Source organism: Pseudomonas sp. AC112 (assembly GCF_979253545.1).
The window spans coordinates 2335924-2360824 of the sequence record NZ_CEEDCM010000001.1 but is presented as its reverse complement, the minus strand read 5'-3'; the positions used below and the strand labels follow the sequence as shown (position 1 = coordinate 2360824).

At 60.6% G+C, this 24901-nt stretch carries 16 protein-coding genes; 12 read left to right on the top strand and 4 right to left on the bottom strand.

Annotation, left to right across the window (positions count from 1 at the left end):
• Window positions 1-9 precede the first annotated feature (9 nt).
• Entirely contained in the window at window positions 10-501 is a 492-nt protein-coding gene (gene purE / locus AC0IYN_RS10880) for a 5-(carboxyamino)imidazole ribonucleotide mutase (protein WP_003176980.1), read from the bottom strand.
• A 392-nt stretch (window positions 502-893) separates the two neighbouring features.
• Here purE and AC0IYN_RS10875 point away from each other — a divergent pair, with 392 nt between their 5' ends.
• The gene (locus tag AC0IYN_RS10875) at window positions 894-2729 is read left to right on the top strand and encodes a reprolysin-like metallopeptidase (RefSeq protein WP_457266690.1); all 1836 of its coding nucleotides are present in this window, start codon (window positions 894-896) and stop codon (window positions 2727-2729) included.
• Between the two features lie 56 nt (window positions 2730-2785).
• Here AC0IYN_RS10875 and AC0IYN_RS10870 read toward each other — a convergent pair whose 3' ends face one another.
• Window positions 2786-3697, bottom strand: coding sequence for a LysR substrate-binding domain-containing protein (locus AC0IYN_RS10870; RefSeq protein WP_457238620.1), 912 nt, complete (start codon window positions 3695-3697; stop codon window positions 2786-2788).
• 182 nt (window positions 3698-3879) lie between these two features.
• Here AC0IYN_RS10870 and aspA point away from each other — a divergent pair, with 182 nt between their 5' ends.
• The 8 genes from aspA to AC0IYN_RS10830 all read left to right on the top strand — a co-directional run bounded on the left by aspA (window position 3880) and on the right by AC0IYN_RS10830 (window position 21038).
• Window positions 3880-5304 carry an aspartate ammonia-lyase gene (aspA, locus tag AC0IYN_RS10865; RefSeq protein WP_017135792.1) on the top strand — a complete coding sequence of 475 codons (1425 nt, stop codon included), beginning with the start codon at window positions 3880-3882 and terminating at the stop codon, window positions 5302-5304.
• 392 nt (window positions 5305-5696) lie between these two features.
• A complete protein-coding gene (locus tag AC0IYN_RS10860; protein ID WP_078050779.1) occupies window positions 5697-7148 on the top strand; it encodes an alanine/glycine:cation symporter family protein in 1452 nt (483 codons plus the stop codon).
• Between the two features lie 86 nt (window positions 7149-7234).
• Window positions 7235-8212 (top strand): asparaginase, encoded by a 978-nt coding sequence (locus AC0IYN_RS10855; RefSeq protein WP_406596245.1) that lies wholly within the window; start codon window positions 7235-7237, stop codon window positions 8210-8212.
• Window positions 8213-8317: 105 nt separating this feature from the next.
• Window positions 8318-12910, top strand: a complete 4593-nt coding sequence (locus tag AC0IYN_RS10850; RefSeq protein ID WP_471841399.1) for a hypothetical protein — start codon at window positions 8318-8320, stop codon at window positions 12908-12910.
• Window positions 12911-13053: 143 nt separating this feature from the next.
• The gene (locus AC0IYN_RS10845; RefSeq protein WP_471841397.1) at window positions 13054-17664 is read left to right on the top strand and encodes a dermonecrotic toxin domain-containing protein; all 4611 of its coding nucleotides are present in this window, start codon (window positions 13054-13056) and stop codon (window positions 17662-17664) included.
• Window positions 17665-17736: 72 nt separating this feature from the next.
• Complete coding sequence (locus AC0IYN_RS10840) at window positions 17737-18729, top strand: AraC family transcriptional regulator (protein ID WP_406596242.1); 993 nt, start codon at window positions 17737-17739, stop codon at window positions 18727-18729.
• A 180-nt stretch (window positions 18730-18909) separates the two neighbouring features.
• The gene (locus AC0IYN_RS10835) at window positions 18910-19950 is read left to right on the top strand and encodes a histone deacetylase family protein (RefSeq protein WP_099493250.1); all 1041 of its coding nucleotides are present in this window, start codon (window positions 18910-18912) and stop codon (window positions 19948-19950) included.
• Complete coding sequence (locus AC0IYN_RS10830; RefSeq protein ID WP_406596241.1) at window positions 19947-21038, top strand: polyamine ABC transporter substrate-binding protein; 1092 nt, start codon at window positions 19947-19949, stop codon at window positions 21036-21038. The genes AC0IYN_RS10835 and AC0IYN_RS10830 overlap by 4 nt, the downstream gene beginning before the upstream one ends.
• On the opposite strand, the gene pdxR is transcribed toward AC0IYN_RS10830, so the two are convergent.
• A complete protein-coding gene (pdxR, locus tag AC0IYN_RS10825; RefSeq protein WP_457238624.1) occupies window positions 21039-22577 on the bottom strand; it encodes a MocR-like pyridoxine biosynthesis transcription factor PdxR in 1539 nt (512 codons plus the stop codon).
• Between the two features lie 87 nt (window positions 22578-22664).
• On the opposite strand from pdxR, the gene AC0IYN_RS10820 reads away from it, so the two are divergent.
• From AC0IYN_RS10820 to AC0IYN_RS10810, 3 genes are read left to right on the top strand one after another with little or no spacing between them, the layout of a single operon-like run.
• The gene (locus tag AC0IYN_RS10820) at window positions 22665-23303 is read left to right on the top strand and encodes an FMN-binding negative transcriptional regulator (protein ID WP_406596239.1); all 639 of its coding nucleotides are present in this window, start codon (window positions 22665-22667) and stop codon (window positions 23301-23303) included.
• Window positions 23300-23746 carry a GNAT family N-acetyltransferase gene (locus AC0IYN_RS10815; protein ID WP_078050789.1) on the top strand — a complete coding sequence of 149 codons (447 nt, stop codon included), beginning with the start codon at window positions 23300-23302 and terminating at the stop codon, window positions 23744-23746. Before AC0IYN_RS10820 ends, AC0IYN_RS10815 begins: the two co-directional genes overlap by 4 nt.
• Window positions 23747-23756: 10 nt before the next feature.
• Window positions 23757-24428, top strand: coding sequence for a GNAT family N-acetyltransferase (locus AC0IYN_RS10810; protein WP_471841394.1), 672 nt, complete (start codon window positions 23757-23759; stop codon window positions 24426-24428).
• A gap of 211 nt (window positions 24429-24639) precedes the next feature.
• On the opposite strand, the gene AC0IYN_RS10805 is transcribed toward AC0IYN_RS10810, so the two are convergent.
• On the bottom strand, window positions 24640-24897 hold the full coding sequence (locus tag AC0IYN_RS10805) for a helix-turn-helix domain-containing protein (RefSeq protein WP_371857045.1): 258 nt from the start codon (window positions 24895-24897) through the stop codon (window positions 24640-24642).
• Window positions 24898-24901 lie beyond the last annotated feature (4 nt).

The following is a 24901-nucleotide window of genomic DNA, read 5'->3' as shown; positions in this document are numbered from 1 at the left end:
TCAATAACCTCAGGCGATGCGTGGGTCTGGATTGTCCAGCACGCTGTCTGTCTGCTCAGCACGGAATTTTTTCAGCACCGCATGGAACTGCGGGTGCTTGGCGCCCAGGATGCTGGCGGACAGCAACGCGGCGTTGATCGCGCCCGCTTTGCCGATCGCCAGGGTGGCCACCGGGATACCGGCCGGCATCTGCACGATGGACAACAGCGAGTCCACGCCCGAGAGCATCGCCGACTGCACCGGCACACCGAGCACGGGCAGGTGGGTCTTGGCCGCGCACATGCCTGGCAGGTGCGCTGCACCGCCGGCACCGGCGATGATCACCTCGATGCCACGGGATTCTGCTTCATCGGCATACTGGAACAGCAAATCCGGAGTGCGGTGGGCGGAGACCACTTTCACTTCGTAGGGAATGCCGAGTTTTTCCAGCATATCGGCGGTGTGGCTAAGGGTGGACCAATCGGACTTGGAGCCCATGATCACGCCAACCAATGCACTCATCGTCGTGCCTCTTCTCTCTGGGCGCCCGAAGGCGCGTCAAAAAACAACAAGCCACGCGGGAAATCCGGCGTGGCTTGTTGTACGAAATTTGGCCGGTTGGACCGGCCGAAGGCCGCGCAGTATACCGTAACGCAGTAGATATACAGCCCCTCAAAACGACCATTTGTCTTGCATCGTTAAAACGCTGATTCTTGACTGAAAAATCAACAAATGAAACACCTTGGGCGCGCAAAACTTCTTCGTCTGATTTCGAATTTTTATTCGACGAGCACAGAAACTGACTACAGGGTTTGAGTACTCATCACCGCAAAAAATCAACAACACAACCCTTATTATTTAAATGACTACGCAAACTGATTTGCATACCCCATAGACTAGTAAGGATTGCTACCATGACTGCACCTGAAGACGAAAATTTATCTATACCCTCGCCGGCGAGCATTACAACGATGTCCTCCCCTTATCCGGCGTTTATTTTGGAGAAGCTGTACAAAAACGTCATACATACAATAAGTAGCTCACCCTACCTTGTGCAAAATGCATACAGGTTCTTGGAGGAGGCCATCACGCCCTTCGCCGGAGGAAAGTCGGTGGACGAGATTTTTTACTTGCCCCCGCAAGCATCGCCATCTCCTATGTCAACAGCAAATCCGGGCACACTCAGAAGCATCTTCGAATCGATAGTATTTATCAATACCCCCTTGACCACCTACAGCCAAGCCTGCGAGTTTTATTACAACAGCGCTGGGACACTGCACAAACTCCACTCCGCGTTCCAGCGTGCAGTCAAAAACGCACTCTTTAAACTTCAAGGCATTCAGTTCTATCTGGATCGCATGGATAATTTCTGGGCCGCCAGGCACGAAGCCTATCCCTACACGAACAAAGAGTATATGGCCCGTTCACTGGCTGCGCAGATACAGTGCGCGAGCATGGTTAAAAAAAATGATCTTTCTCTCAATTTGGAGAGTGTCGACTTAATCTTGCGCCTTGCACACTTAACTATAATGCCTGAAGCGTATGCCTACAGAGTGTCGCTTACGCAGTCGGCAAATGCCGCTGACATTTCGCTTGTCGGTGCTTTTCTCATTACGAGAAAACCTGAAGATACTGTCGGCAGCCTGAATCCCTGCGTGCTGTATATGCCCGGCGTAAAATTACAGCAATTCGATTCAATTTCCATGATGAAAACGTACCTGGCGACTCACCTGATAAACCCCATGGCGCCTCAGAACCCATTTTTACACTGCGTCTCATTGCATCAGCAGCGTGTCCTCGAAGATTTGATCAATCGAAGACTCTTGGATGTACAGAACATCACCCTGTCGCCTTTTCCAATCGACCAACACTTCTTCAGCGACCACATACAAGCGTTGATCGACCAACAAAAACAAGATCTTATTTATCGTTGGTCACAGACAAATCGCCCAGTGGCAACCACGACGAATCGGGACGACTTCCAGCCTCGTTATATATTGAACTATGAGTCTTTTTTATTCTTCAGAGACACGTTGCATAATCATGCGATTCCTGCATTGGAGGCCTGGCAGCAAGGCCAGTTGCCCGCCGCAGTGACAGAGCCAGTACCGGAGCTGGAGCCAACCCCCACTCTATTAAAACCCATCAGGCTGCATGTAATCTTTCATAAAGATCTGGAGCCTAACGCCTTGACAGTTTTTCCAGGTTTTATGTTTAACTGGCCCGTCCTTCCTCGCAACTTCTTATTAATGAAAGACAATTATTTCTCTTGGCTCATTACCGAACTTGAGAACATCTCAAGCCGTAAAGTCGAGCTTATCGAGATCAAAAAGGAGGTCGCGCCTGAGCTCTACAATTTCAACTACACATCAATAACCATAAAGGACGCCTCGGCTCGCTGGAAAAAAGCGGTAACTCAATACTTGGAGAGAACATCACAAACAACGTCACCACTCGACAAGTTTATTCTGCTCACCTACTCTGACCCAGTACCCTTTCAGTATGCAGGTTTAGCCAATAAAACTGGAGGGCAGTTTGCGGTCGCGTCAATCCTGCGCTACAACACATTCGCGCACGAAGTAGGGCACCTGCTTGGCGCAGAACATGACGCAGCAGCAGTAATCTACGACGGCTGGTGGAGTGACACACTTATGAGTACAAGTGCATGGAGGGTCTTTCGTACAACAGCCTATCGCTTTAGCGACAAGAACAGAGAGCTTATTAAGACTTACCTCTGTCAATTCGATTAATTAGCACAGCGGCCCTGCCAACTGAATGGGGGTACCGCCGTATCGACCTTGATCCCTCAGCTGGCGGGGCTCGCTGCCCCGCCTTCCAACTTGCGCCACAGCAACCTCACATTCGCCTTGCGCACCAATGCACAGCGATACAGGCGAATTTCCAGCGGCACATGCCACTGCGGGCCGCCGCACACTACCAACTCACCGCGAGCCAACTCCGCCCTCACGCTCAGTTGCGGAACCCAGGCGATGCCCAGGCCTTCCAGCGCCATGCTCTTGAGGCTGTCGGCCATGGCGGTTTCGTAAACGGTGGTAAAGCGCAAGGCACGCTGGCGCAGCAACAGGTGTACAGAGCGCCCCAGAAAAGCACCGGCGCTGTAGGCCAGCAGCGGCACGCTACCCTCACCCTCCAAGTCGAACAACGGTTTGCCATCGGCATTGGCGGCGCACACCGGAAGCATTTCAGTATTGCCCAAGTGCAGCGAGGGGAAGATTTCAGGGTCCATCTGCATCGCCGCATCCGGGTCGTAGAACGCCAGCATCAGGTCGCAACCGCCTTCGCGCAGGGCGTGCACAGCATCGCCGACGTTGGTCGCAACTAACCGCGTGGCGATGTTCAACCCTTCGTTGCGCAGTTGCGCGATCCAGCGCGGAAAGAAGCCCAGGGCCAGGGAGTGGGCCGCCGCCACTTGCATGACCTCGCCCTGCCCGCCTTCCAGGTGATGCAAATGGCGCAGCACTTCACCGAGCTGTTCGACCACCGTGCGCGCAGTCACCAGGAACAACTGCCCCGCTGCCGTCAGCTCAACCGGTGTGCGCGAACGGTTGACCAGAGTCAGGCCCAACGCGGCTTCCAGGCTGCGGATACGGCGGCTGAACGCCGGCTGGGTGACGAAGCGCCGCTCTGCCGCCTGTGAAAAGCTGCGGGTTGCCGCCAGGGCGCTGAAGTCTTCCAGCCATTTGCTCTCAAGGTTCATTGCTGCCTCCCGTGGGTACGCACCATTTTGGCACACACGCCCGCCATGATAACCGGGTCACACCGACATTATGCCGTTTGTGCATAGGCCAGTGTTTAACAGCATTGGCCCAAAAAGTTCTACAAGCCTAGCATTCGCAGCGTTCCGGCCAGTTCCGGGTCCATATCGAGATGATTTCCGTCATGTCCTCCGCTGCATCTTTCCGCACAGAAAAAGACCTGCTTGGCGTACTCGAAGTACCTGCCCAAGCGTATTACGGCATCCAGACCCTGCGAGCGGTGAATAACTTCCGCCTCTCGGGCGTACCGATTTCGCATTACCCGAAATTGGTGGTCGGCCTGGCAATGGTCAAGCAAGCGGCGGCTGACGCCAACCGCGAGCTGGGCCAGCTCAGCGAAGCCAAGCACGCTGCCATCAGCGAAGCCTGTGCCCGTCTGATCCGCGGCGATTTCCACGAAGAGTTCGTGGTGGACATGATTCAAGGCGGCGCTGGCACTTCAACCAACATGAATGCCAACGAAGTCATCGCCAACATCGCGTTGGAGGCCATGGGCCACAACAAGGGCGAATACCAGTACCTACACCCCAACAACGACGTGAACATGGCGCAGTCCACTAACGACGCCTACCCAACCGCGATCCGCCTGGGTCTGCTGCTGGGCCATGACGCGCTGCTGGCCAGCCTCGATAGCCTGATCCAGGCATTCGCCGCCAAAGGCGTCGAGTTCGGCCACGTGCTGAAAATGGGCCGCACCCAACTGCAAGACGCCGTGCCGATGACCCTCGGCCAGGAATTCCGCGCCTTCGCCACCACCCTCGGTGAAGACCTGGCCCGCCTGAAAACCCTGGCGCCAGAGCTGCTGACCGAAGTGAACCTGGGCGGCACCGCTATCGGTACCGGCATCAACGCCGATCCGCGTTACCAGGCCCTCGCCGTACAGCGCTTGGCCCTGATCAGCGGCCAGCCACTCGTCCCTGCGGCCGACCTGATCGAAGCCACCTCCGACATGGGCGCCTTCGTCCTGTTCTCCGGCATGCTCAAGCGCACCGCCGTGAAGCTGTCGAAGATCTGCAACGACCTGCGCCTGCTGTCCAGCGGCCCACGTACCGGCATCAACGAGATCAACCTGCCGGCCCGCCAGCCAGGCAGCTCGATCATGCCCGGCAAGGTCAACCCGGTGATCCCGGAAGCCGTGAACCAAGTGGCGTTCCAGGTCATCGGTAACGACCTGGCCCTGACCATGGCAGCCGAAGGCGGCCAACTGCAACTGAACGTGATGGAGCCACTGATCGCTTTCAAGATCTTCGACTCGATCCGCCTGCTGCAACGCGCCATGGACATGCTGCGCGAGCACTGCATCGTCGGCATCACCGCCAACGAAGCCCGCTGCCGCGAACTGGTGGAACACTCCATCGGCCTGGTCACCGCGCTGAACCCCTACATCGGCTATGAAAACGCCACCCGCATCGCGCGCATCGCCCTCGAAAGCGGCCGCGGCGTGCTGGAACTGGTGCGTGAAGAAGGCCTGCTCGACGACGCTATGCTCGACGACATCCTGCGCCCCGAAAACATGATTGCCCCACGTTTGGTCCCGTTGAAGGCCTAAGCGTTTGTTGCACCGCTCACCAGGTTGAGGGACTAGACACCTCTCACCTTTTGAGGGCCTGAAGGCTCGTTCTTCAGGCCCTTTTTTTTGCCTCAAGGTTGTGAAATGACGCTCATAAAAAATCCAATATCGCCCTGCAAACCCTCCTTGCCCGACGCCTGCGTGCTGAAACCTTTAATCGGCCTGTGCAGACGGATCACGCGCTCCTAGGTATAGTGCCGCCCCTCTTCGCGTCAGAGATCGTCGGTAACGAGGTCCTGGACAGCGCGAAACCGCATGAATAACAACACCCGCAAAAGGATTGGGGTCGAAACGTCGTGCACTGCCTGGTGCCATACGACGTGTCGGACCGTCCTGCGTTTGCCATTAGAAAAATCAGCGAGGAACACTCCATGCTCGAAGTCATCAACGACTTCCTCTCAGGGAAAGTACTGATCGTGCTCATTGTCGGGCTCGGCGGTTATTTCACGATTCGCTCGCGTTTCGTTCAGTTGCGCCACTTTTTCCACATGTTCTCGGTGTTCAAAGACAGCCTCAAGAGCAGCTCCGGCCAGCTCAGCTCGTTCCAGGCGCTGATGCTCAGCCTGGCCGGCCGCGTCGGTGCCGGTAACATCGCCGGTGTCGGTATCGCCGTGACCCTGGGTGGCCCCGGTGCCGTGTTCTGGATGTGGGTCACTGCGCTGGTAGGCATGTCCTCAAGCTTTATCGAATGCTCCCTCGGCCAGCTGTACAAGCGCACCGACGCAGAAGGCACTTACCGTGGCGGCCCGGCCTACTACATCCAGCACGGCCTGCAGAAGCGCTGGCTGGGCATGGTCATGGCGTTCCTGCTGCTGGTGACCTTCGGCTTCGCCTTCAACGGCCTGCAAGCCCACGCTGTGACGCACTCGCTGAACAACGCCTTCGGCCTGGACACCACCTACACCGGCCTGGCACTGGCGGTACTGCTGGGCCTGGTATTCATCGGCGGGATCAAGCGCATCGCCTCGATCGCCGATTTGCTGGTACCGGTCAAGACCCTGGTCTACATCGCCGTGACCCTGTACGTGATCGTGCTGCAATTCGACCACGTACCGGCCATGCTCGCGACCATCGTCAAGAGCGCTTTTGGCCTCGACCAAGCCTTCGGCGGCCTGGTAGGCAGCGCAATCATCATGGGTGTGAAGCGCGGCGTGTTCGCCAACGAAGCGGGCTTGGGCAGTGCGCCTAACGTGGCGGCGGTGGCTTCGGTAGAGCACCCGATCGCCCAGGGCGTGGTGCAGGCGTTCAGCGTGTTCCTCGACACCTTTGTGATCTGCACCTGCACCGCGTTGCTGATCCTGCTTTCCGGCTTCTACACCCCAGGCTTCGAAGGCGACGGCATTGCCCTGACCCAGAACTCCCTGGCGGCGGTTGTCGGCGACTGGGGCCGCATGTTCATCTCGGTGGCCCTGGCGTTGTTCGTGTTCACCTCGATCATGTACAACTACTACCTGGGCGAGAGCAACCTGCGCTTCCTGGTGGGCAACAACCGCAAAGTGCTGATGGGCTACCGTGCACTGGTGCTGGTGCTGATTTTCTGGGGTTCCATCGAGAACCTGAGCACCGTGTTCGCCTTTGCCGACATCACCATGACCATGCTGGCGTTCGTCAACCTGTTCGCCCTGGCGTTCCTGTTCAAGATCGCCATGCGCATCCTGAACGACTACGACAACCAGCGCGCAGCGGGTATCAAGACCCCGGTATTCGACTCCAGCCAGTTCCCTGACCTGGACCTGGATCGCAAGGCCTGGCCGGCGAACCCGGTGAAGCCTGAGCCAACGGCTCAAGCATCGGCAGAACTGAACGCCCAAGCGCAACGCTAAGCGCAGTCAACCTAGATAGATGACACGCCGCCCGGCCTTGGGCATGCTCTGGGCCCGGCGGCGTTTTTCGTTCAGGAGATTTTTCGATGCAATCAGCTAACAATGTGATGGTGCTCTACACCGGCGGTACCATCGGCATGCAGGCCAGCGCCAATGGCCTGGCACCCGCGTCCGGTTTCGAAGCCCGCATGCGCGCGCAACTGGCCAACCAGCCCGTGCCCGCCTGGCGCTTTCGCGAAATGTCGCCGCTGATCGACAGCGCCAACATGACTCCCGCCTACTGGCAGCAGCTGCGCACTGCCGTGGTCGAGGCCATTGATGAGGGCTGCGACGCCGTACTCGTCCTGCACGGCACCGACACCCTGGCGTACAGCGCCGCCGCCATGAGCTTTCAATTGCTGGGCCTGTCGGCACCGGTGGTGTTCACCGGCTCCATGCTGCCTGCCGGCGTACCCGATAGCGATGCCTGGGAAAACGTCAGTGGCGCGCTGGCAGCCTTGGGGGAAGGCTTGGTGCCAGGCGTGCACCTGTTCTTCCACGGCATGCTGATGGCGCCGACCCGCTGCGCGAAGATCCGCAGCTTCGGCCGCAACCCGTTCGCCGCCTTGCAGCGCCAGGGCGGTGTGGCGCGTGCCGAATCCCTGCCGACCCCACTGGATTACCGCCAACCCAAGGCCCTGGCGACAGTCGGCGTATTGCCCCTGGTGCCGGGTATCGGCGCGGCGCAGTTGGATAGCCTGATTGGCAGCGGCATTCAGGCACTGGTGCTGGAATGCTACGGCAGCGGCACCGGCCCCAGCGACAACCCCGAATTCCTCGCCAGCCTGCGCAAAGCGCGGGACCACGGCATTGTGGTCGTCGCCATCACTCAATGCCATGAGGGCGGGGTGGAGCTGGATGTCTATGAAGCCGGCAGCCGCCTGCGCGAAGCAGGTGTGGTGTCGGGCGGCGGGATGACCCGGGAAACCGCGTTCGGCAAACTCCAGGCCTTGATCGGTGCTGGTCTGCCCTTCGAGCGTATCGGGCCATTGCTTGAAGCCAACCTGTGTGGCGAATTGGATTGAACGTCGAGACATAAGCACCGCCTGCCTGGCTGAGCGCTTTCTAGCATGGAACCCCCGAGGCTTTGCCTCGGGTCGTTTCCATCCTAATGCTCGCCAGGACTCTGTATGACCACCACCCCTTCATCCCCCACACCGCAAAACGGCGACAGCCCCAACCCTACCGCCGCCCTGCTCACTCAACTGGCCATCGGCCCTGATTTTCGAGAAGTCGCCGCCGTGTTGTTGCGCCAGCAGCTGCGCGAACGCTACCCCAGCCTGGATATCGATCCCGACACCGCCATGGTGGTCTACCCGGTCTGGCAGGTCGTCGAAGACCAGGTGCTCGTCGCCGAGCCCCGCTACCACTCCCTGACCGGCATCCTGGCCCGGCAGGCCATCACGAAAGAACCCTGCCTGTTTATTGAAGGCGAGCATTTCCTGACCCAACAGCCGCTCACCGTGCCCCCCGCCCACTTGCCCGTGCGTATCGGCGACATCGCCTACATGCTCAATCTCCTGGCGCCGGTGATGCTGCGGGGTTACCAGGCACAACAGCTGGTGTTCTGGAACCAGTCCAGTGCCGCAGGTAACGGCCCCCACTGGCACAAGCTGTCGAGCGTGTTGCGCGAATTCTGGAATGTGCAGCAGGTGCCCGGCTGGAGCGCAGAGGATTGCCGCCTGGCGCGCCAGCTGTTCCACGCCCCGGACCCGGCCAGTCGCCCCGGCCTGCGCGCCTGCGTGGTCGACATCGACTGGGTGCAGGACGACGGCAGCCTCAGCCATTACGACGGGCACCTGGTCGCCGTATTGATTGGCAAGGAAGCCGGACGCGACGTCATCCTGACCCATTCGCTGCCACCGATGTACGATAAATACGCCTCCCTCGAGCAGCTGGGCCAGGCTTTGCCAGCGAAGCTGAGCAGCCCGATGTACGGCAAGAGAATCCAATGGCGTTTGCTGGAGCCTGAGGGCAATTTTTTCGACCAGTTGGCCTGTGCCCTGATTGCCCTGCAGATCAAGGCCATCGGCAATATCGATTTTTCCAACGACGTGACCGTCAGCAATGACCATGCTGCCCTGGCCGCCCCACCCAGCGACGGCCAGGAGACAGACACCAACCTCGACTGGTTCGAGCAACAACTCCCGGACTGGCTGAGCCAGGCCTCCACCTCGGACCTGAATGCTTACTCACGCCACTTCAAGGACCTGGCTGCCCTGCACAGCCTGAATGCCGGCAAACAGTACCAGGACGGTATCGCGCCCATCCGCCAGTACGCCCTCGATACCTTGAAAGCTGAAATGCTCAAGGCCCATCCCGACGCCGCCAACCTGATGCTGGACAAGCTGGAGATCGTGGTCCAGAGCCTGGTGGTTTGGGGCACCTTCACCGTCCCGGGCCAAGTCGAAACCAGCGTCTTCGATCTCGCCGACCTGGCCCTGCAGAACCTGATCGCGTTGCCCCTGGGCAACAAGACCCTGCGCGAAAAGAACGGCCGCGCGCTGCCCGCCTGGCTGACCGTCACCTACCTCGAAAGCCTGATCACTCGCGTCAACATCGGCAGCGCCTACCCGGCACTGATCAAGCGCACCCTGCTGGACGATGCCACGGAGTCGACTCGCCGCCAGCAGCTCTACACCGCCCACCTTCGGGTTCAGTTACCGTTGCTGGCGCTGCAATACAAGATCCGCCGCGAGGCCGGGATTGATGAGCGCGGTTATCGCTATGTCGCCGCCCTGATGGAAACCGACAGCAGCAAGCGTCAAGTGGAAGGCCAGACGATTGTCCTGCGCCAGCTCGCTTTCATGCCCAAGCGCCGCACCGAGGCGAACCAGGACATGGTAGCCAACATGTTCATTATCGGCCCCCAGGACCTGCACGCCGGGCCGTGTCTGCTCTATCGCCCGTTGCTCGACCAACCATTGGCCCAATACCCCACGCCCACCAACTTGCTCTACGCCATCGCACAGTCCGCCAGCCTGCGCGAGTCCGTACTGGCCTGGCTGCCCGACGCGGTGCGCAACGACTACAGCCAGTATGTGTTCCCCGGCGCACTGCCCTCGCCCTGGACAGTGGCCGAGTTCCTGATCGACCCCGACAAGCTGTGGGTGATGAGCGGCCCTATAGCGCTGGGCGAACATGTGATGAATGCCGATATTTTCGCCACGCTGTACAACGCCAACGCCACCGCGCTGGTGGAGCTGGCGGATCGGCAATCGGTATCAAATGCCGAAGCCCGCTGGGCGACGTTCAAGCATGCCGGCTGGCTGATTCTCAATGCAGCGCTGCCCTTTCTCGGTCGCGGCCTCGCCACTGCCGCCTGGATCTGGCAAGTCATGGATCAATTGCAGCAGGTGGTCAAGTCTGTCGAGCACCCGGAGCAACAGGCCCCCGGTACGGCAATTGCCGAGCTGCTGCTAAACCTGGGCATGGCCATCGCGCTGCACGTAGTGACACGCAGCACGGCGTCACCCGGCTCCCGTGTTAAAACTCAGATTCCCCCAGGGGCACCGCCCAAACCGGCCACCCTGGAGGTCGAGAAACTCGCCGACCTCAAGACCGACGAATTGCCGGCAAACGCCGCCAACCCATTGTATGCCAGTGGCGCGATCAATCGCACAGCGGTGCGCCTGGGCACGGTGCTCGACAGTTTAAAAGTGACCAAGCCTGCCGACCTGGGCAAGGCCATCAGCACTGAGGGCATCCACCTGCATCTCTACCCGCAGGGCGAGCACTACTACGCGCCGGTCGGGCCGCGCTGGTTCAAGGTGCGAGTGGATGAAGACGCTACCGTCATGATTGTCGACCCCACCCTGCCTGAACGTATCGGTCCCTTGTTGATCAGCAATAAACGTGGCGAGTGGTTTGTCGATACTCGCCTGCGCCTGCGGGGTGGCGGGCCGAAAAGCTTGATCAGCAAGGCAGAGAAACTGGCCAGGAAACGCGCGGAACAATTGCGCAAACAGTTGAGCGAATTCGAAGAAACCAAAAAAACCGGCCAGTCCAGCCTGCGCCAGGCCCGTGAGTCGATGGATACCGGCACTGCCAGCTCGCTCGATGCTAACCGGACGGCGTACCTGCAGGCGTTGGAGGCGCATCGAGACCAATACGAGGTCGCGCTGCAACAGCTCAAGGAACTGAACATGCATGCTCCCCTCCCGGACTACCCGCAAAAAGCCCTCAGTTACCTCAAGGCCCAGGTGGAACTGACCAACGCGGGCATCCGCGAAGCCCTGACGCGGTTCACACCAAAACTACGCAGTGTGCTGGTGCAAATCGAACAACAGGCCGCCTCTGCCAACGAGCGCAATATCGAAGACGCCCGGCAGATGAGCGCGTTGAACCACGACATGATCCAACGCCTGGACTACATGCAAACCCGCTTCGGTGAACTGCATAATTTGTCCAGGGAAGGTGCACGCCTGATCAGGACGACCAAAGGCTCACTGCCGGCCTATAAACTCGACGACCTCAAGGCCCTGCAAGTGACCCTGGCGCGCAACCTCTGCCTGACGGAAACCACCCAGGTCACCGAACCCGCAGCCTGGGCCGGTATCGATCTATTGGTCGACACCGCCGACGTGTCCATCCAGTGCCTGCGCGACACCCTGAATGAAAGCGGTGCCCTGCGCCTCGACGAACGCATCGACACCTTGAGCAGCCTGATCGAACAATTCCAGATTCTCGACGAGCGCTTGCAGGACTTCCCCGATGAGTTCTCCAAGGTTGTCATCTCCGATCAGATCCAGTCCTTGCGCCGCCACCTTACCGAGTTCGGCAAGCGGGCCGTGGGCAAACTCGGTGTGCTCAGCGCGGAACGCGACATCGTCCGCTCGCGTCCCTCTCCGTCATTGACACCACCCAGGCCGGAGAAAAAATTCATCAGGACCCGCTATAACGGCATGCTCGTTGGCGAGCCGCGCCTATCCGCGACAGGCGACGACACCGGGCTGGTGGATATCCGCTCGCCATTGACCCACAAGATCGTCGCCACTTATCACGAAAAACCACCGGGCATCTGGGTAGAAAGACTGCCAACACCGACGTCCACGTCCCCGTCCACACCGACGCCTGTGGACATGCAGGTGAGCGTCAACCAGGGCCAGGCTCTGCTCGATGGGTTGCCCACCTTTCTCGAACGCATGACCCATCTGGCCAGCAAAGTGGAACGCACCCCGATCGGCATCGAATACTTGTATCACCACCATATCGCCCAGCTGGAGGCGATTAGCGCAACGATCGACGAGGGCCTCACCCAGAACAACGAAACCGAAAGCCAGCCCATTTCGGCCAGCAAGGTCAATAAAGCCCTCAGTGACGCCGTTACAGACCTTTACCGGCGTAGCAACAACCAAGTTTTGCTTATGTTCAAACAACGCCCACCCACCGTACTGGCGGTCGATTGGCTAAAAAAACACAGCGCCGTCAAGATCAAGAAAACCGTCTCGCGGCGCCCCCTCAAAAGCGCCATGCCGTTATACCTCGATGAGTACACCGTCAGCGAGAGCGAGACCCAAGAGGTGCTCTGGTACGCCCACTTTCACTACAGCACCACCTGGACCCATCCCCGGGCCTATGTGTATGGGCGCCTGAAAACCGTGGTGGAGCACGCCCTGGGCGCCGCGGCTGATACGACCAAAGGCTTGAACGACACGCAGAAAATCGCCTACTACCGCAGCGAGATCAGCCAGGAAGAGGCTCGGTTGCTGTTTTTCAACTAAACGTCTGCTGGCGGTCGAGCGTACTGCCCCACGCTCACCGCCGAACCCGTTATCTATCTACCGTCCCGGCTGGCCTGGCGGTGATTACCTTGCGGCTTCGCGGCCTGTCGTTTCCAGGCCATTCACTTGCCAAGGAATTGCCGATGTCAAACAACCTGCCAAGCACCACCCGCCCCACCAGCGCGTCTGAACTACTCACTCAGCTCACCACCGGGCCCACCTTGCGGGAGGTCGCGGCCAACACGCTATGCAAGGCGCTCATGGAGCTATACCCGACCCTGGAGATCGACCCGGACCTGGCGACGGTTGTCACCCCGGGCTGGCGCTTTGCCAATAGCCACCCGCTACCTGCCGGCTTCTTCACAGAATCATTGACCTCCGCCCTGACCCGCCTGGCCTTGTCGGCGGACGAGGTGATCTACCTCGATGGCGAACACTTCCTCACCTTGCAGCCGCAGGCGCAGCCACCTGTGCACCTGCCGGTCAAAATCGATGCTATCGCTCGCCTGCTCAATGAGCTGGCACCGCTGCTGTTCATCGCGTTCCAGGAACAACAGCTGGACTACTGGAACGCGCCCAACAAAGGCACCGGCCCACGCTGGCAAGCCTTCTCAAGTGCACTGCGCAAGGTATGGAACATCACGACGCTGGAGGGCTGGAGCGAACACGAATGCGCCATGGGCAAAAGCCTGTTCCATTTTCCGGACAAGGCCACCCGCGCGACCCGTGACAGCTATAACAGCCGCGCCTACTTGGTCGACCTCGATACGAAGGAGGACGGGCAAGCCTCACACGCCAGCCTCTCGGACCTGACCGTGCTGATCGGCGAGCATGAACAGCGCCCCATGATCCTGGTGTACTCGCTGATTGGGGGCTACGAGCGTTATGACTCCCTGGCGGAACTCGGCGCAACGTTGCCTGCCAGGATGGTACAAATCCACCTTGAAGCCTCGTTCCACTGGCGTTTGTACGAGCCCGGCGGTAATTTTTTCGACAGCCTGGCGTGCACGTTGATAGGCCTGCAAATTGCAGCCATCGGCGCGTTGGGCGAGCCTGGGCCCATGCCCGATGATCAGGTCGAGACCGTCGATGTCCGGCCGAGCGTCGCGCGCATCCTGCCCAGTATCGAAGACCTGAGCGATCACGCCCTGTCGAACATCCGCCTGATCCACCAACATATACCCGACTGGCTGATGACGGCATCAGACCTTGAGATGTCGGCCTACAGTCGCTATCTGATCGACTTGGCCCAATTGCAAGCCCATCACCAGGGTCAGTCCTTCCAGGACGACATTACGCCCCTACGCGAGTATGCACGTGCCCGCCTGCAAACCGAGATCCTCGCCCACCCACAAGGTGAAAACCTGAACCTGGACAAGGTCGAAATCATCATCGAGAGCCCGGTGATCTGGGGCACGTTCGTGCTGCCCGGCAGCGTCGATATCACTCGCCGCGGCCTGATCGACCTGGCCCTTGAAAACCTCACCGGGCTGCCGACCGGGCAGCCCAGTGTACTTTACGACGCAGCACCCGCGCCGGACTGGCTGACCTACAGTTACCTCAAGGGCATTATCGAAAAGCTCGACATCGGCGCCGTCTACCCGGCGTTGGTCAAACAGAAGCTGATCGATGACCCGGATCAGTCACAGGCCCGGCAGCTGCTGTACACGGCACACCTGCGCTTGCAGCTGCCGTTGCTGGCCCTGCAAATGAAAATTCAGCAGAACGACGGTATCGATGAAACCGGCTACCGCTACCTGGCCGCAGCGATGCGATCGCAAGCCCACGAGCGGCACGTCGACAGCCAAGAGATCGTGATCCGCCGCCTGGCGTTCATCCCCACCTTGCGTCCCGGTAAAAGCCAGGATGTGGTGGCCAACATGTTTGTGATCGGCCCCCTCGATCACACTGCCGGACCGTGCCTGCTCTACCGGCCATTGCTGCTACCGGTCTTGATCCAGTTCCCTTCGCAGCAAAACCTGCTGTATGCCATCAAGCATGACCGCGCGTTGCGCGACGCGGTGTTGGCCTGGCTACCGGAAGAGGTGCGGTTCAACTATGCGCAATTCGTGTTCCCCGACCGGTTCCCATCGCCATGGGCAGCCGTGCGCGTGTTGGTAGAACCGGCGACCGTGGTGTACATGAGCGGCCCGATCACGGTGACGGATGAAGTACTGGGCAATGATGCGCTGGCCACGCTGTACGAGGACAACGCCAATGCCCTGGTCGAGTTGGCGACGCGCCAATCGGTGTCCAACCAACAAAAACGCTGGGAGACCCTCCGTCACGCCGGCTGGCAACTGTTCAATGCCGCCCTGCCGTTTTTCGGACGTACGTTGGGTATCGCTGCGTGGATCTGGCAAATCATGGACGACCTGCGTGAAGCCGGGCAGGCGCTCAACCAGTCGGACGAGCAACCGCAATGGACCGCCGAGGTAGACCTGTTGCTCAACCTGGGCATGGCCCTGGCATTGCACGTGAGCATGCGCAGCCCGCCACCGGAAGTCGTTGCCCAAGTGCGCAAGCTAGAAGCAGAGCCGCCACGCACAGACCTCCCCGAAGCACCCGTGGTGCCGCCCAAGGCCGTCATAGTCCTCCAGCAACCGACCCTGCCAGGCGTCGAACCACCCAGCCATCACCAGGGCCCGCTGCACATGAGTGGCGCGCTGTCGCGCAACGGCCTGGCAGCCACCCTGGAGCGCTTCAAGGTCCGCAAGCCGGCAGACCTGGGCGAACAAAGCAAAACACCCGGCCCTTACCTAAACCTCTACCCCCACGCCGAAAAATGGCTGGCCGTCGTCGGTGGGCAATGGTTCGAAGTTTCGGTGGATGTGAACGAAAACGTGGTCATCGTTGATCCGAAAGACCCAGCGCACACAGGCCCGCTGCTGATCAGCAGCCAGGTCGGGCAGTGGTTTGTCGACACTCGCCTGCGCCTGCGCGGGGGTGGTTTCAGGAATCGCCGAAGAGCCAATGCCGCTGGCAAGCCCGCGCGTATCAGCACGCTGAGGGCCGCGCTGGACGAGTTCGACGCCACCGAGAGGAGCAGACAGAACCAGCTGTATCAGGCGCACCTTGCCATCGGCGCTGAACCCGGCCCTTCCACCGAGTTACGCCGACAACAGTTCGTCAGCCAGGTCGACAGTCGGCTGGCAGAGTACGAGGTTCCGATCCGTCAGCTCAGGTCCCTGGGCATCATCGACACAGTGCCCAACTACCAGAGCAGGATGATCGGCTACCTGAATAAGCAAGTGCTGCTGGCCCGCTCTGCCGTAGAGGCGCGATTGCCCAGCTACCGTAATGTACTGGCCTCGACGCTCGACGAAGCCCAAACCCTGGAAATGCTCGAACCGGCCAAACAGACCGCAACCGCACAATCGGTGACGGCCCTCAATCAGGACATGATCGGACGCCTGGAGTATGTGGAGTCACGTCTCAAGGAGTTGAGAAAACTCGGCATGGAAGGCACCAAGATCGTCAACGCCACTGTGCAGGCCATGCCCCGCCTCAAACTGCAGGATATGAAGGCGTTCCAGGTCTCCCTGGGGCGCTACCTGTGCATTGCGGCCGGTGAAGGCGAAGCGTTCACCGAGGCCCGGGCGCAGTTGCACGATATCCTCGACAACGCCGATATCCACGTGCAGAGCCTGATGGAAACAGCGCCCAAATCCAACGGCAGTCCATTGGAGGAACATATCGAGGTGCTCAACAGCCTGGTCGATCAATTCGCCATCGTCGACCAGCGCCTGCTGGACCTGCATGCGCAATTTCCGGAACAACTGATGCGCGAACCGCTGGAACGCGTGCGCCAGGACATCGACGAATTCAACCAGCGTGCGGTGGTGGACCTGGCTCGGCTGATACGTGAACGCAAGGCGCTGCAGCCCCAGCCCGGACCGTCCAGGCCTAGCGGTACGCCAATTAGAAAGGTCATCAAGACACGCTTCAGCGGCGTCGTTGTTGGCGAACCCCGCCAGGCCGAGTCGGAACTGGTAGACGTCAAGGCGCCCATGACCGGCAAGGTTATCGCCACCTTCCATGAAAAAACCCCCGGTGTCTGGGTTGAACGCGCACGCCCCACGTCGCCGGTGCAGGCCGCACCGAGCGTGGACCTGGACACCAGCCTAAGCGCCGCACGCACCCTGCTTGACGCAGAGCCCGCCAATACCCAGCGCCTACTGGCCCACTCCAGAAGACCGGGGCGTATTCCGGTGGAGATCGAAGAGATGTTCCACCAGTACGCACAACGGCTGGAGCGCGCGCAGGGCACTATCGAAGATGCGCTCACCCGGCTCAACCTCACGGAGGTCGACCGTCCCGCTGCCGCCACGCTCAGCCTGGAACTCAATACCGCCACTCAACGCCTCTATGAAGAGGGCAGGAGTACGCGCATCACCATGATCAAGCAACAACTGCCGACTGCCGAACGGGTCCAATGGCTGCGCGATCAGGGCCAGGTCACGACAGCCCGGATCCTGGTCCGAAAGCGCCTCAAAGGACCGGGCAAGAACTACCTGGACGAGTGGGAAGTCCGTGACCGTACGAACCAGGCCGTGCTCTGGTACGCACATTTTCACTACAGCTCGGTTGAGGCAGGCGAGGAAGAGTTCTTCGCCGGCCACCTCAAGACCTCGGAACAACGAAGGCAGGGCGGCGCCTTCCAGCAAGGGGCGACCAACGACAGGGACCAGATCGCGATATACCGCAGCGAGATCAGCCTGGCGCTGGCCAGGTCGGTGTTCTTCACCCGTTGATCCTGGGACCCTCATCGCCCTGTGAACGGCATGCAATTTGCTCGTCCAGTCCCACACTCTGGCGACATGCTTATGCTGCATTCACACCTGACCACCCTCAATGCCGTGTCACTGGTGCTGGCGACCTTCCAGGACCATGGCTTGGCAAACGATGTATTGCTGGCCGGTAGCGGCATTGGCCTGGCCGATCTACGCCACGCCGACACGCGCATCACCACCTGCCAGGAAATGCGTGTATGCGCCAACGCCGTGGCCTTGCGCGAGGATATCGGCCTGGACCTGGGCCAACGCATGCACGTGTCTTGCTACGGGTTGCTCGGCTATGCCCTGCTCACCAGTGCCACCTTAGGTGACGCTTTACGCCTGGCCCTGCGCTACCCGGCGCTGTTGGGAACACTTTTCGAGCTCATGCTGGTGGAGGACGGCCAGCAGGTCTGGCTGACCGCCGGCGACTATCGGGAAAACCCGGCGCTGGCGGCGTTCAATGTAGAATTTTGCCTGGTGTCGATGAAAGTCATCTGCGATGACCTGCTCGGCCGCGCCCTGCCCTTGCGCGAGGCATGCTTTGACTACGCGGCGCCGGACTATCACGCCCGCTATGCCGAGCGGTTTGACTGCCCAGTGCAGTTCCAGGCCGGCGCCAACGGGTTTGCCTTCGACCTGGAGTGGCTGCAACAGCCGCTCCCCCTGGCCGACCCCATCACCCACCGCGCCATGGCCGAACGCTGCCGCAAACAGAACTCCGAGTTTACCGGGCGCCAAGCCTGGCTCAGCCGCGTGCGCCAGTTGCTGGCCGAACAACTGCACGCCGCGCCAGGCCTCGACGGCCTGGCCGCACAGATGAACTGCTCGCCCCGCACCCTGCGTCGGCACCTGCAGGCACTGGGTTGCAGCTACCAGCAAATGCTCGACGAGCTACGCTTCGAGCAGGCCAAGCAATGGCTGGCGGAAGACCAGTTGCCGATTTATCGCATCGCCGAACGGCTGGGGTTCAGCGAAACCGCGAGTTTTCGCCACGCGTTCGTACGCTGGAGTGGGGTCGCGCCAAAGCGGTTTCGCGCCTGAGTACCTTGGCGATAAAGAACAGGGCTGCACCACGCTGATGCCTTTGCGCGCCTTCAGGGGGCGAATTGCGGTCACAGCCTTTGGCCATATCTATCCCCTTTTGGCCGCTCCCGCCGTTTTCTTGAAGGGCGCACCCCGCAACACTGCAAGGCACAACAAAGAGCCTGCGGGGAACCACACATGCTGACGATCTACTCGGACGATCACCACCTGCACCACGGACGCTGCGAATTGATGGACGGGCAACTGATGCCCTGCTTCGAAATGCCGTCCCGCGCCGACCATGTACTGCAACGGGTCAGGGACCGTGAGCTGGGCCCGGTCGAGGCGCCACAGGATTTCGGCCTGGCGCCGCTGCAACGCATTCACAGCCGCGACTACCTCGACTTTTTCAAAGGCGCCTGGGACCGCTGGACCGAATTCGGCCAGGACGGCGACCTGTTGCCCTACACCTGGCCGGCCCGCACCCTGCGCCGGGTGTTGCCGACCAGCTTGCATGGGCAATTGGGCTACTACAGTTTCGACGGCGGCGCGCCGATCACCGCTGGCACCTGGCAGGCAGCCTACAGTGCGGCGCAAGTGGCGCTCACCGCGCAACAGGCGATCCAGCAAGGCGCCCACAGCGCATTTGCCCTGTGCCGCCCACCGGGGCATCACGCTGCCGGTGACTTGATGGGCGGTTATTGCTACCTCAACAACGCCGCCATCGCCGCCCAGGCCTTTCTCGACCAGGGCCATGAAAAGGTCGCGATCATCGACGTGGACTACCACCACGGCAACGGCACGCAATCGATCTTCTATGACCGCAGCGACGTGCTGTTCACCTCGATTCATGGCCACCCGGAGGCTGAGTTTCCGTTCTTCCTCGGTTACGCCGATGAGCTGGGCGAAGGCGCCGGAGAAGGTTTCAACTTCAACTACCCACTGCCAGCCGGCTCGGGCTGGGCGCAATGGAGCGCAGCACTCGAAGCGGCGTGCGCGCAAACCGAACGTTACGGCGCCGACGTCATTGTGATCTCCCTTGGCGTGGACACCTTCAAGGACGACCCGATCTCCCAATTCAAGCTCGACAGCCCGGATTACCTGGCCATGGGCCGACGTATCGCGCGCCTCGGCAAGCCGACCCTGTTCGTGATGGAAGGCGGGTACGCAGTGGAAGAAATCGGCATCAACGCCGTCAACGTTCTCGAAGGTTTTGAATTAGAAGGGGCCACCCGATGAAGATGCTCACCTCCCTCGCCTTGTGCGCCGCTGTGTTGAGCGGCGCGGTACAGGCCGACGAAAAAACCCTCAAGGTCTACAACTGGTTCGACTACATCACCCCCAAGGCCCTGGAAGATTTCAAGGCGCAAAACCCCAGCATCAAGTTGGTCTACGACATCTTCGACACCAACGAAGCCCTGGAAGCCAAGCTGCTCACCGGCAACTCTGGCTATGACGTGGTGGTGCCGTCCAACGTGTTCCTGGCCAAGCAGATCGAAGCCGGGGTATTCCAGCCCCTGGACCGCAGCCAGTTGCCCAACTGGAACCACCTCGACCCCAAGCTGATGAAGCTGATCGAAGCCAACGACCCCGGCAATAAATTCGCGGTGCCCTACATGTACGGCACCATCTTGATCGGTTTCAACCCGGACAAGGTCAAGGCAGTGCTAGGGCCCAACGCACCGGTAGACAGCTGGGACCTGATCTTCAAGGAAGAGAACATCAGCAAGCTCAAGCAGTGCGGGGTGGCGTTGCTCGATTCGCCGTCGGAAATCCTGCCCCTGGCGTTGCAGCACCTGGGCCTGGACCCCAACAGCAGCAACCCCAAGGATTACGTCAAGGCCGAAGCGCTGTTGATGAAAATCCGCCCGTACATCACCTACTTCCACTCGTCCAAGTACATGGCCGATATCGCCAATGGCGACATCTGCGTGGCCGTCGGTTACTCGGGCAGCTTTTCCCAGGCGGCCAACCGTGCCAAGGAAGCCAAGAACGGTGTGACAGTGGACATGCGCCTGCCCAAAGAAGGTGCGCCAATCTGGTTTGACATGCTCGCCATCCCCAAGGGCGCACAGAATCCGCAGGACGCCTACACCTTCATCAACTACCTGCTGCAACCGCAGGTGATTGCGCCGATAAGCGACTTTGTCGGTTACCCTAACCCGAACAAGGACGCCACCCTGCAAGTCGACCCGGCGATTCGCAACAACCCCAACCTGTACCCGACCGAAGCGGCGATGGCCACGCTGTACACCCTGAAGCCGCTGGGCCGCGATGCGGAACGGGCCAGGACACGGGCGTGGACCAAGATCAAGTCGGGGACCTGATCAGCCGCGCCAGGCCTGTCGCAACCGCGCCAGCGCCTGGGCGATGTCGGCTTCTGGCACGGCAGCGAAGCCCATGACCAGGCCGGCGCGCTGGTCCGCCGGCGGGGCCGGTTGCGCCAGCCAGTAGCTGCTCAGGCCATTGATTTCGATGCCCACGGCATGGGCCTGCGCGAGCAATTGCTGCTCGCGCGCCAGGCTATCGACACGTACGGTCATGTGCAGCCCTGCTGCGACGCTCGGTAATTCGCCAACCCCTTCGATCCCACCGGGCCATCCGGCCAGCAAGGCATTGCGTCGACTCAACGCTGCGCGCCGCATACGCCGGATATGCCGCTGGAAATGCCCGGCGGCCATGAACTCGGCCATCACCGCCTGGGTGCTGACTTCGGAATGACGCATGTCGACGGCCCGGCGCCGGGCGAAGGCATCCACCAGGCCCGGCGGCAGCACCAGGTAGCCCAGGCGCAACGCGGGAAAGGCCACCTTGCCGAAGGTGCCGACGTACAACACACGCCCGTTGCGATCCAGTGCCGCGAGCGGCGACAACGGCGCGCCGCTGTAGCGGTACTCGCCGTCGTAATCATCTTCAATGATCCATCCGCCCTTGCGCTCCGCCCAGGCCAGCAGTTCCAGGCGCCGCGCCAGGCTCATCACCACGCCCAAGGGGTACTGATGGGACGGTGTCACATAGGCGACACGGCAATCGTCGAGGCGGTTCAATGCTTGGCAATCGATACCCTCGCTGTCCACCGGTACACCGTGCAACCGTCCACCCGCCAAGGCAAACGCATGCCCCGCCGCGCGATAGCCCGGGTTTTCCACCGCGACCCCATCGTCCGGTTCCACCAGCAACTGTGCACAAAGGCTAATAGCCTGTTGTGCGCCACTGGTGATCACTATTTGCTCAGCCGCGCATTGCATGCCCCGCGAGCTGCGCAGGTAGGCGGCAATCAAACCGCGCAGGCGGCCGTCACCCGCCGGGTCGCCATAGCACAGCAGCTCCAGGTCCGGCTTGCGCCAGAACGCCCCGTTCAGCTTGGCCCACACCTCAAACGGGAACAGGTCGAAGGCCGGTACGCCCACGCGAAATGCCCGAGGCGGCCCCGAAGGAGGCAGGGCCAGATGATTGTTTTTTACCCGCGCCAAGCCCGCGCTGTGGATAACTTCGTTGTCGAGGTCCTCCGGTAAATTTGCCCATTTTGTGGATAAGGCTGGGGATAAGCCTGTTGAAAACCCTGTGGATACTTTTGTGGATAGTTTTTTTGCGGTGGGCAATTGGGCGACGTAAGTGCCATCGCCCACCCGGCTTTCGATAAACCCCTCCGCATACAGCTGATCGTAGGCACGCACCACACTGTTGCGGGAGATCGACAACGCCGCCGCCAAGTCACGGGTGGCCGGCAACCGTGTGCCACTGACCAGCCGCCCGTCCAGCACCCGCTGACGCAAGGCGTCGTACAGTTGACGAGTCAGGCCCTGACGGCGATCAAGCTCAATGCCAGCAGGGTTGAATGACAGCGGCGGCGAAGTGGGCGGCATATTGGACCTACGAAATGGGGTTCAGATGGCTCTTTCAACGAACCATTAGCCTGCCTAGGATGCAGGCATTCGCCAAGGAATATTTCCATGTACACACCCCGCGCCTTTGCCCTAGAAGATTTGCCCGAACTGCAGCAACTGATCCAGCACACGCGCCTGGCGCAGTTGGTGACCGTTGGCGAGCAAGGCCTGCAAGCCAGCCACCTGCCGTTACTGCTCAATCCCGATGAAGGCCCGAACGGCACGCTCTACGGGCATCTCGCCAAGGCCAACCCCCAGTGGCGCGACCTGCAAACTGGCAGCGAAGCGCTGGTGATCTTCGCTGGCGCCGAGGCCTACATCAGCCCGGCCTTTTACCCGGCCAAGGCCGAGCACGGCAAAGTGGTGCCCACCTGGAATTACATCGCCGTGCATGCCTACGGCAAGGCTGACGTGTTCAGCGACGCCGAACGCTTGCTCGGCGTGGTCACCGCGCTGACGGATCGCCACGAAGGCGGCCGCGCCCAACCGTGGAAGGTCAGCGACGCCCCGGCCGACTACATTGACGGCATGCTCAAGGCCATCGTCGGCTTTGCCTTGCCGATCGAACGCCTGGTCGGCAAACGCAAACTCAGCCAGAACCGCAGCGCGGCGGACATCGCCGGCGTTCGCGAAGGCCTCGCCGCCAGCGTCGACGTCCGCGACCAGACCCTCGCCCGCTTTATTCCCCAAGGAGCTTCAGAATGAGCCAGATCGACATCCGCCCGGTCACCGCCGCCGACCACGCCGCCTGGCTGCCGCTGTGGCAAGCGTATTTGACGTTCTACAACACCGAGCTGCCGGACGCCGTCAGCCAGAACACCTGGCAACGTCTGATCGACGCCAAAGAGCCAACCCACTCGGCCCTGGCCTGGCAGGACGGCAAGGCTGTGGGCATGGTCAACTTCATCTATCACCGCTCCAACTGGAGCATCGAGAACTCCTGCTACTTGCAGGACCTGCTGGTGGTCCCGACCCAACGCGGCACCGGCGTCGGCCGCAAGCTGATCGAGTTTGTCTACGCTACCGCCAAGGCCGACGGCTGCTGCAAGGTCCACTGGCTGACCCACGAAACCAATGCCACGGCGATCCAACTCTACGAACGCATCGCCGAACGCCCCGGTTTCATCCAATTTCGCAAAGGTCTTTAAGGAGCGCAGCATGACTACCTCTCTCGCCGACTGGAAAGGCGTCCCGGCCCCCACGGTGCAACTGCTCGAAGGGCGTTTTATCCGCCTGGAAAAACTCGACCCGGCCCGCCATGGCGACGACCTGTTCAAAGCCCTGCAAGGCCCCGGTGCCGATCCGAAGCTTTGGGACTACCTACCTTACGGCCCTTTCCCTGAGCGCAGCGTCTTCAACGATTGGCTGAACAACCACGCAGCCCACAGCGATCCGTACTTTTTCAGCGTGATCGACCGCGCGACCGGCCAGGTACAGGGCATCCTCAGCCTGATGTCGATCGTCCCTGATCACGGCCGAATCGAAATCGGCCACGTCACCTTCGGCGCCCCCATGCAGCGCTCACCGAAAAGCACCGAGGCCGTCTACCTGCTCGCCAAACATGCGTTCGAACAGGGCTACCGTCGCCTGGAATGGAAGTGCAACAACGCCAACGACCGCTCCAAATACGCAGCCGAGCGATTGGGTTTCAGTTTTGAAGGCGTATTCCGCCAGCACACCGTGGTCAAGGGCAAGAACCGCGACACCGCGTGGTACTCGATCATCGACTCGGAATGGCCGAAGGTAGGCGTCGGGTTTGAGGAATGGTTGTCAGAGGGCAACCAACGGGGTGACGGCCAAGTGAAATCACTGGCGCAGTGCCGGGGCTGAGCCGGCAAGCCAGCCCTGAACAATGTGGGAGCCGGGCTTGCCCGCGATAGCGATTTGTCTGCATCGCCGGCAAGCCAGCTCCCACATTTGGATCGCGGGGCAACAGGTAGATAGCTGTGAGCAAGCTCCCTCGCCACAGGCCCAGCGCCGTACCCAGAGTTGAGTAGCTACCTACGGCCATCGCGGGCAAGCCCGGCGCCTGCATGGATCCTCAGCGGCGGACCTTGACCACGCCCATCTTCAGTCCAAACGGCCTGAACACGGCATTCAGTGACTTAAGCGTCTGATTCCCTTCGCCATGTTCAATATGCACCAACGTGCGCACAGAGATTTTGCACATCTTGGCGAACTGGGCTTGGTGCAGGCCAGTGACTTCGGTGCGTAGACGGCGCACAGCGTCGCCTATTTCGAGAGAACCGTCTGACAAGCCCTGCTCGATGCTTTCAATCACTTGCGCGCGCTGACTCATCGAG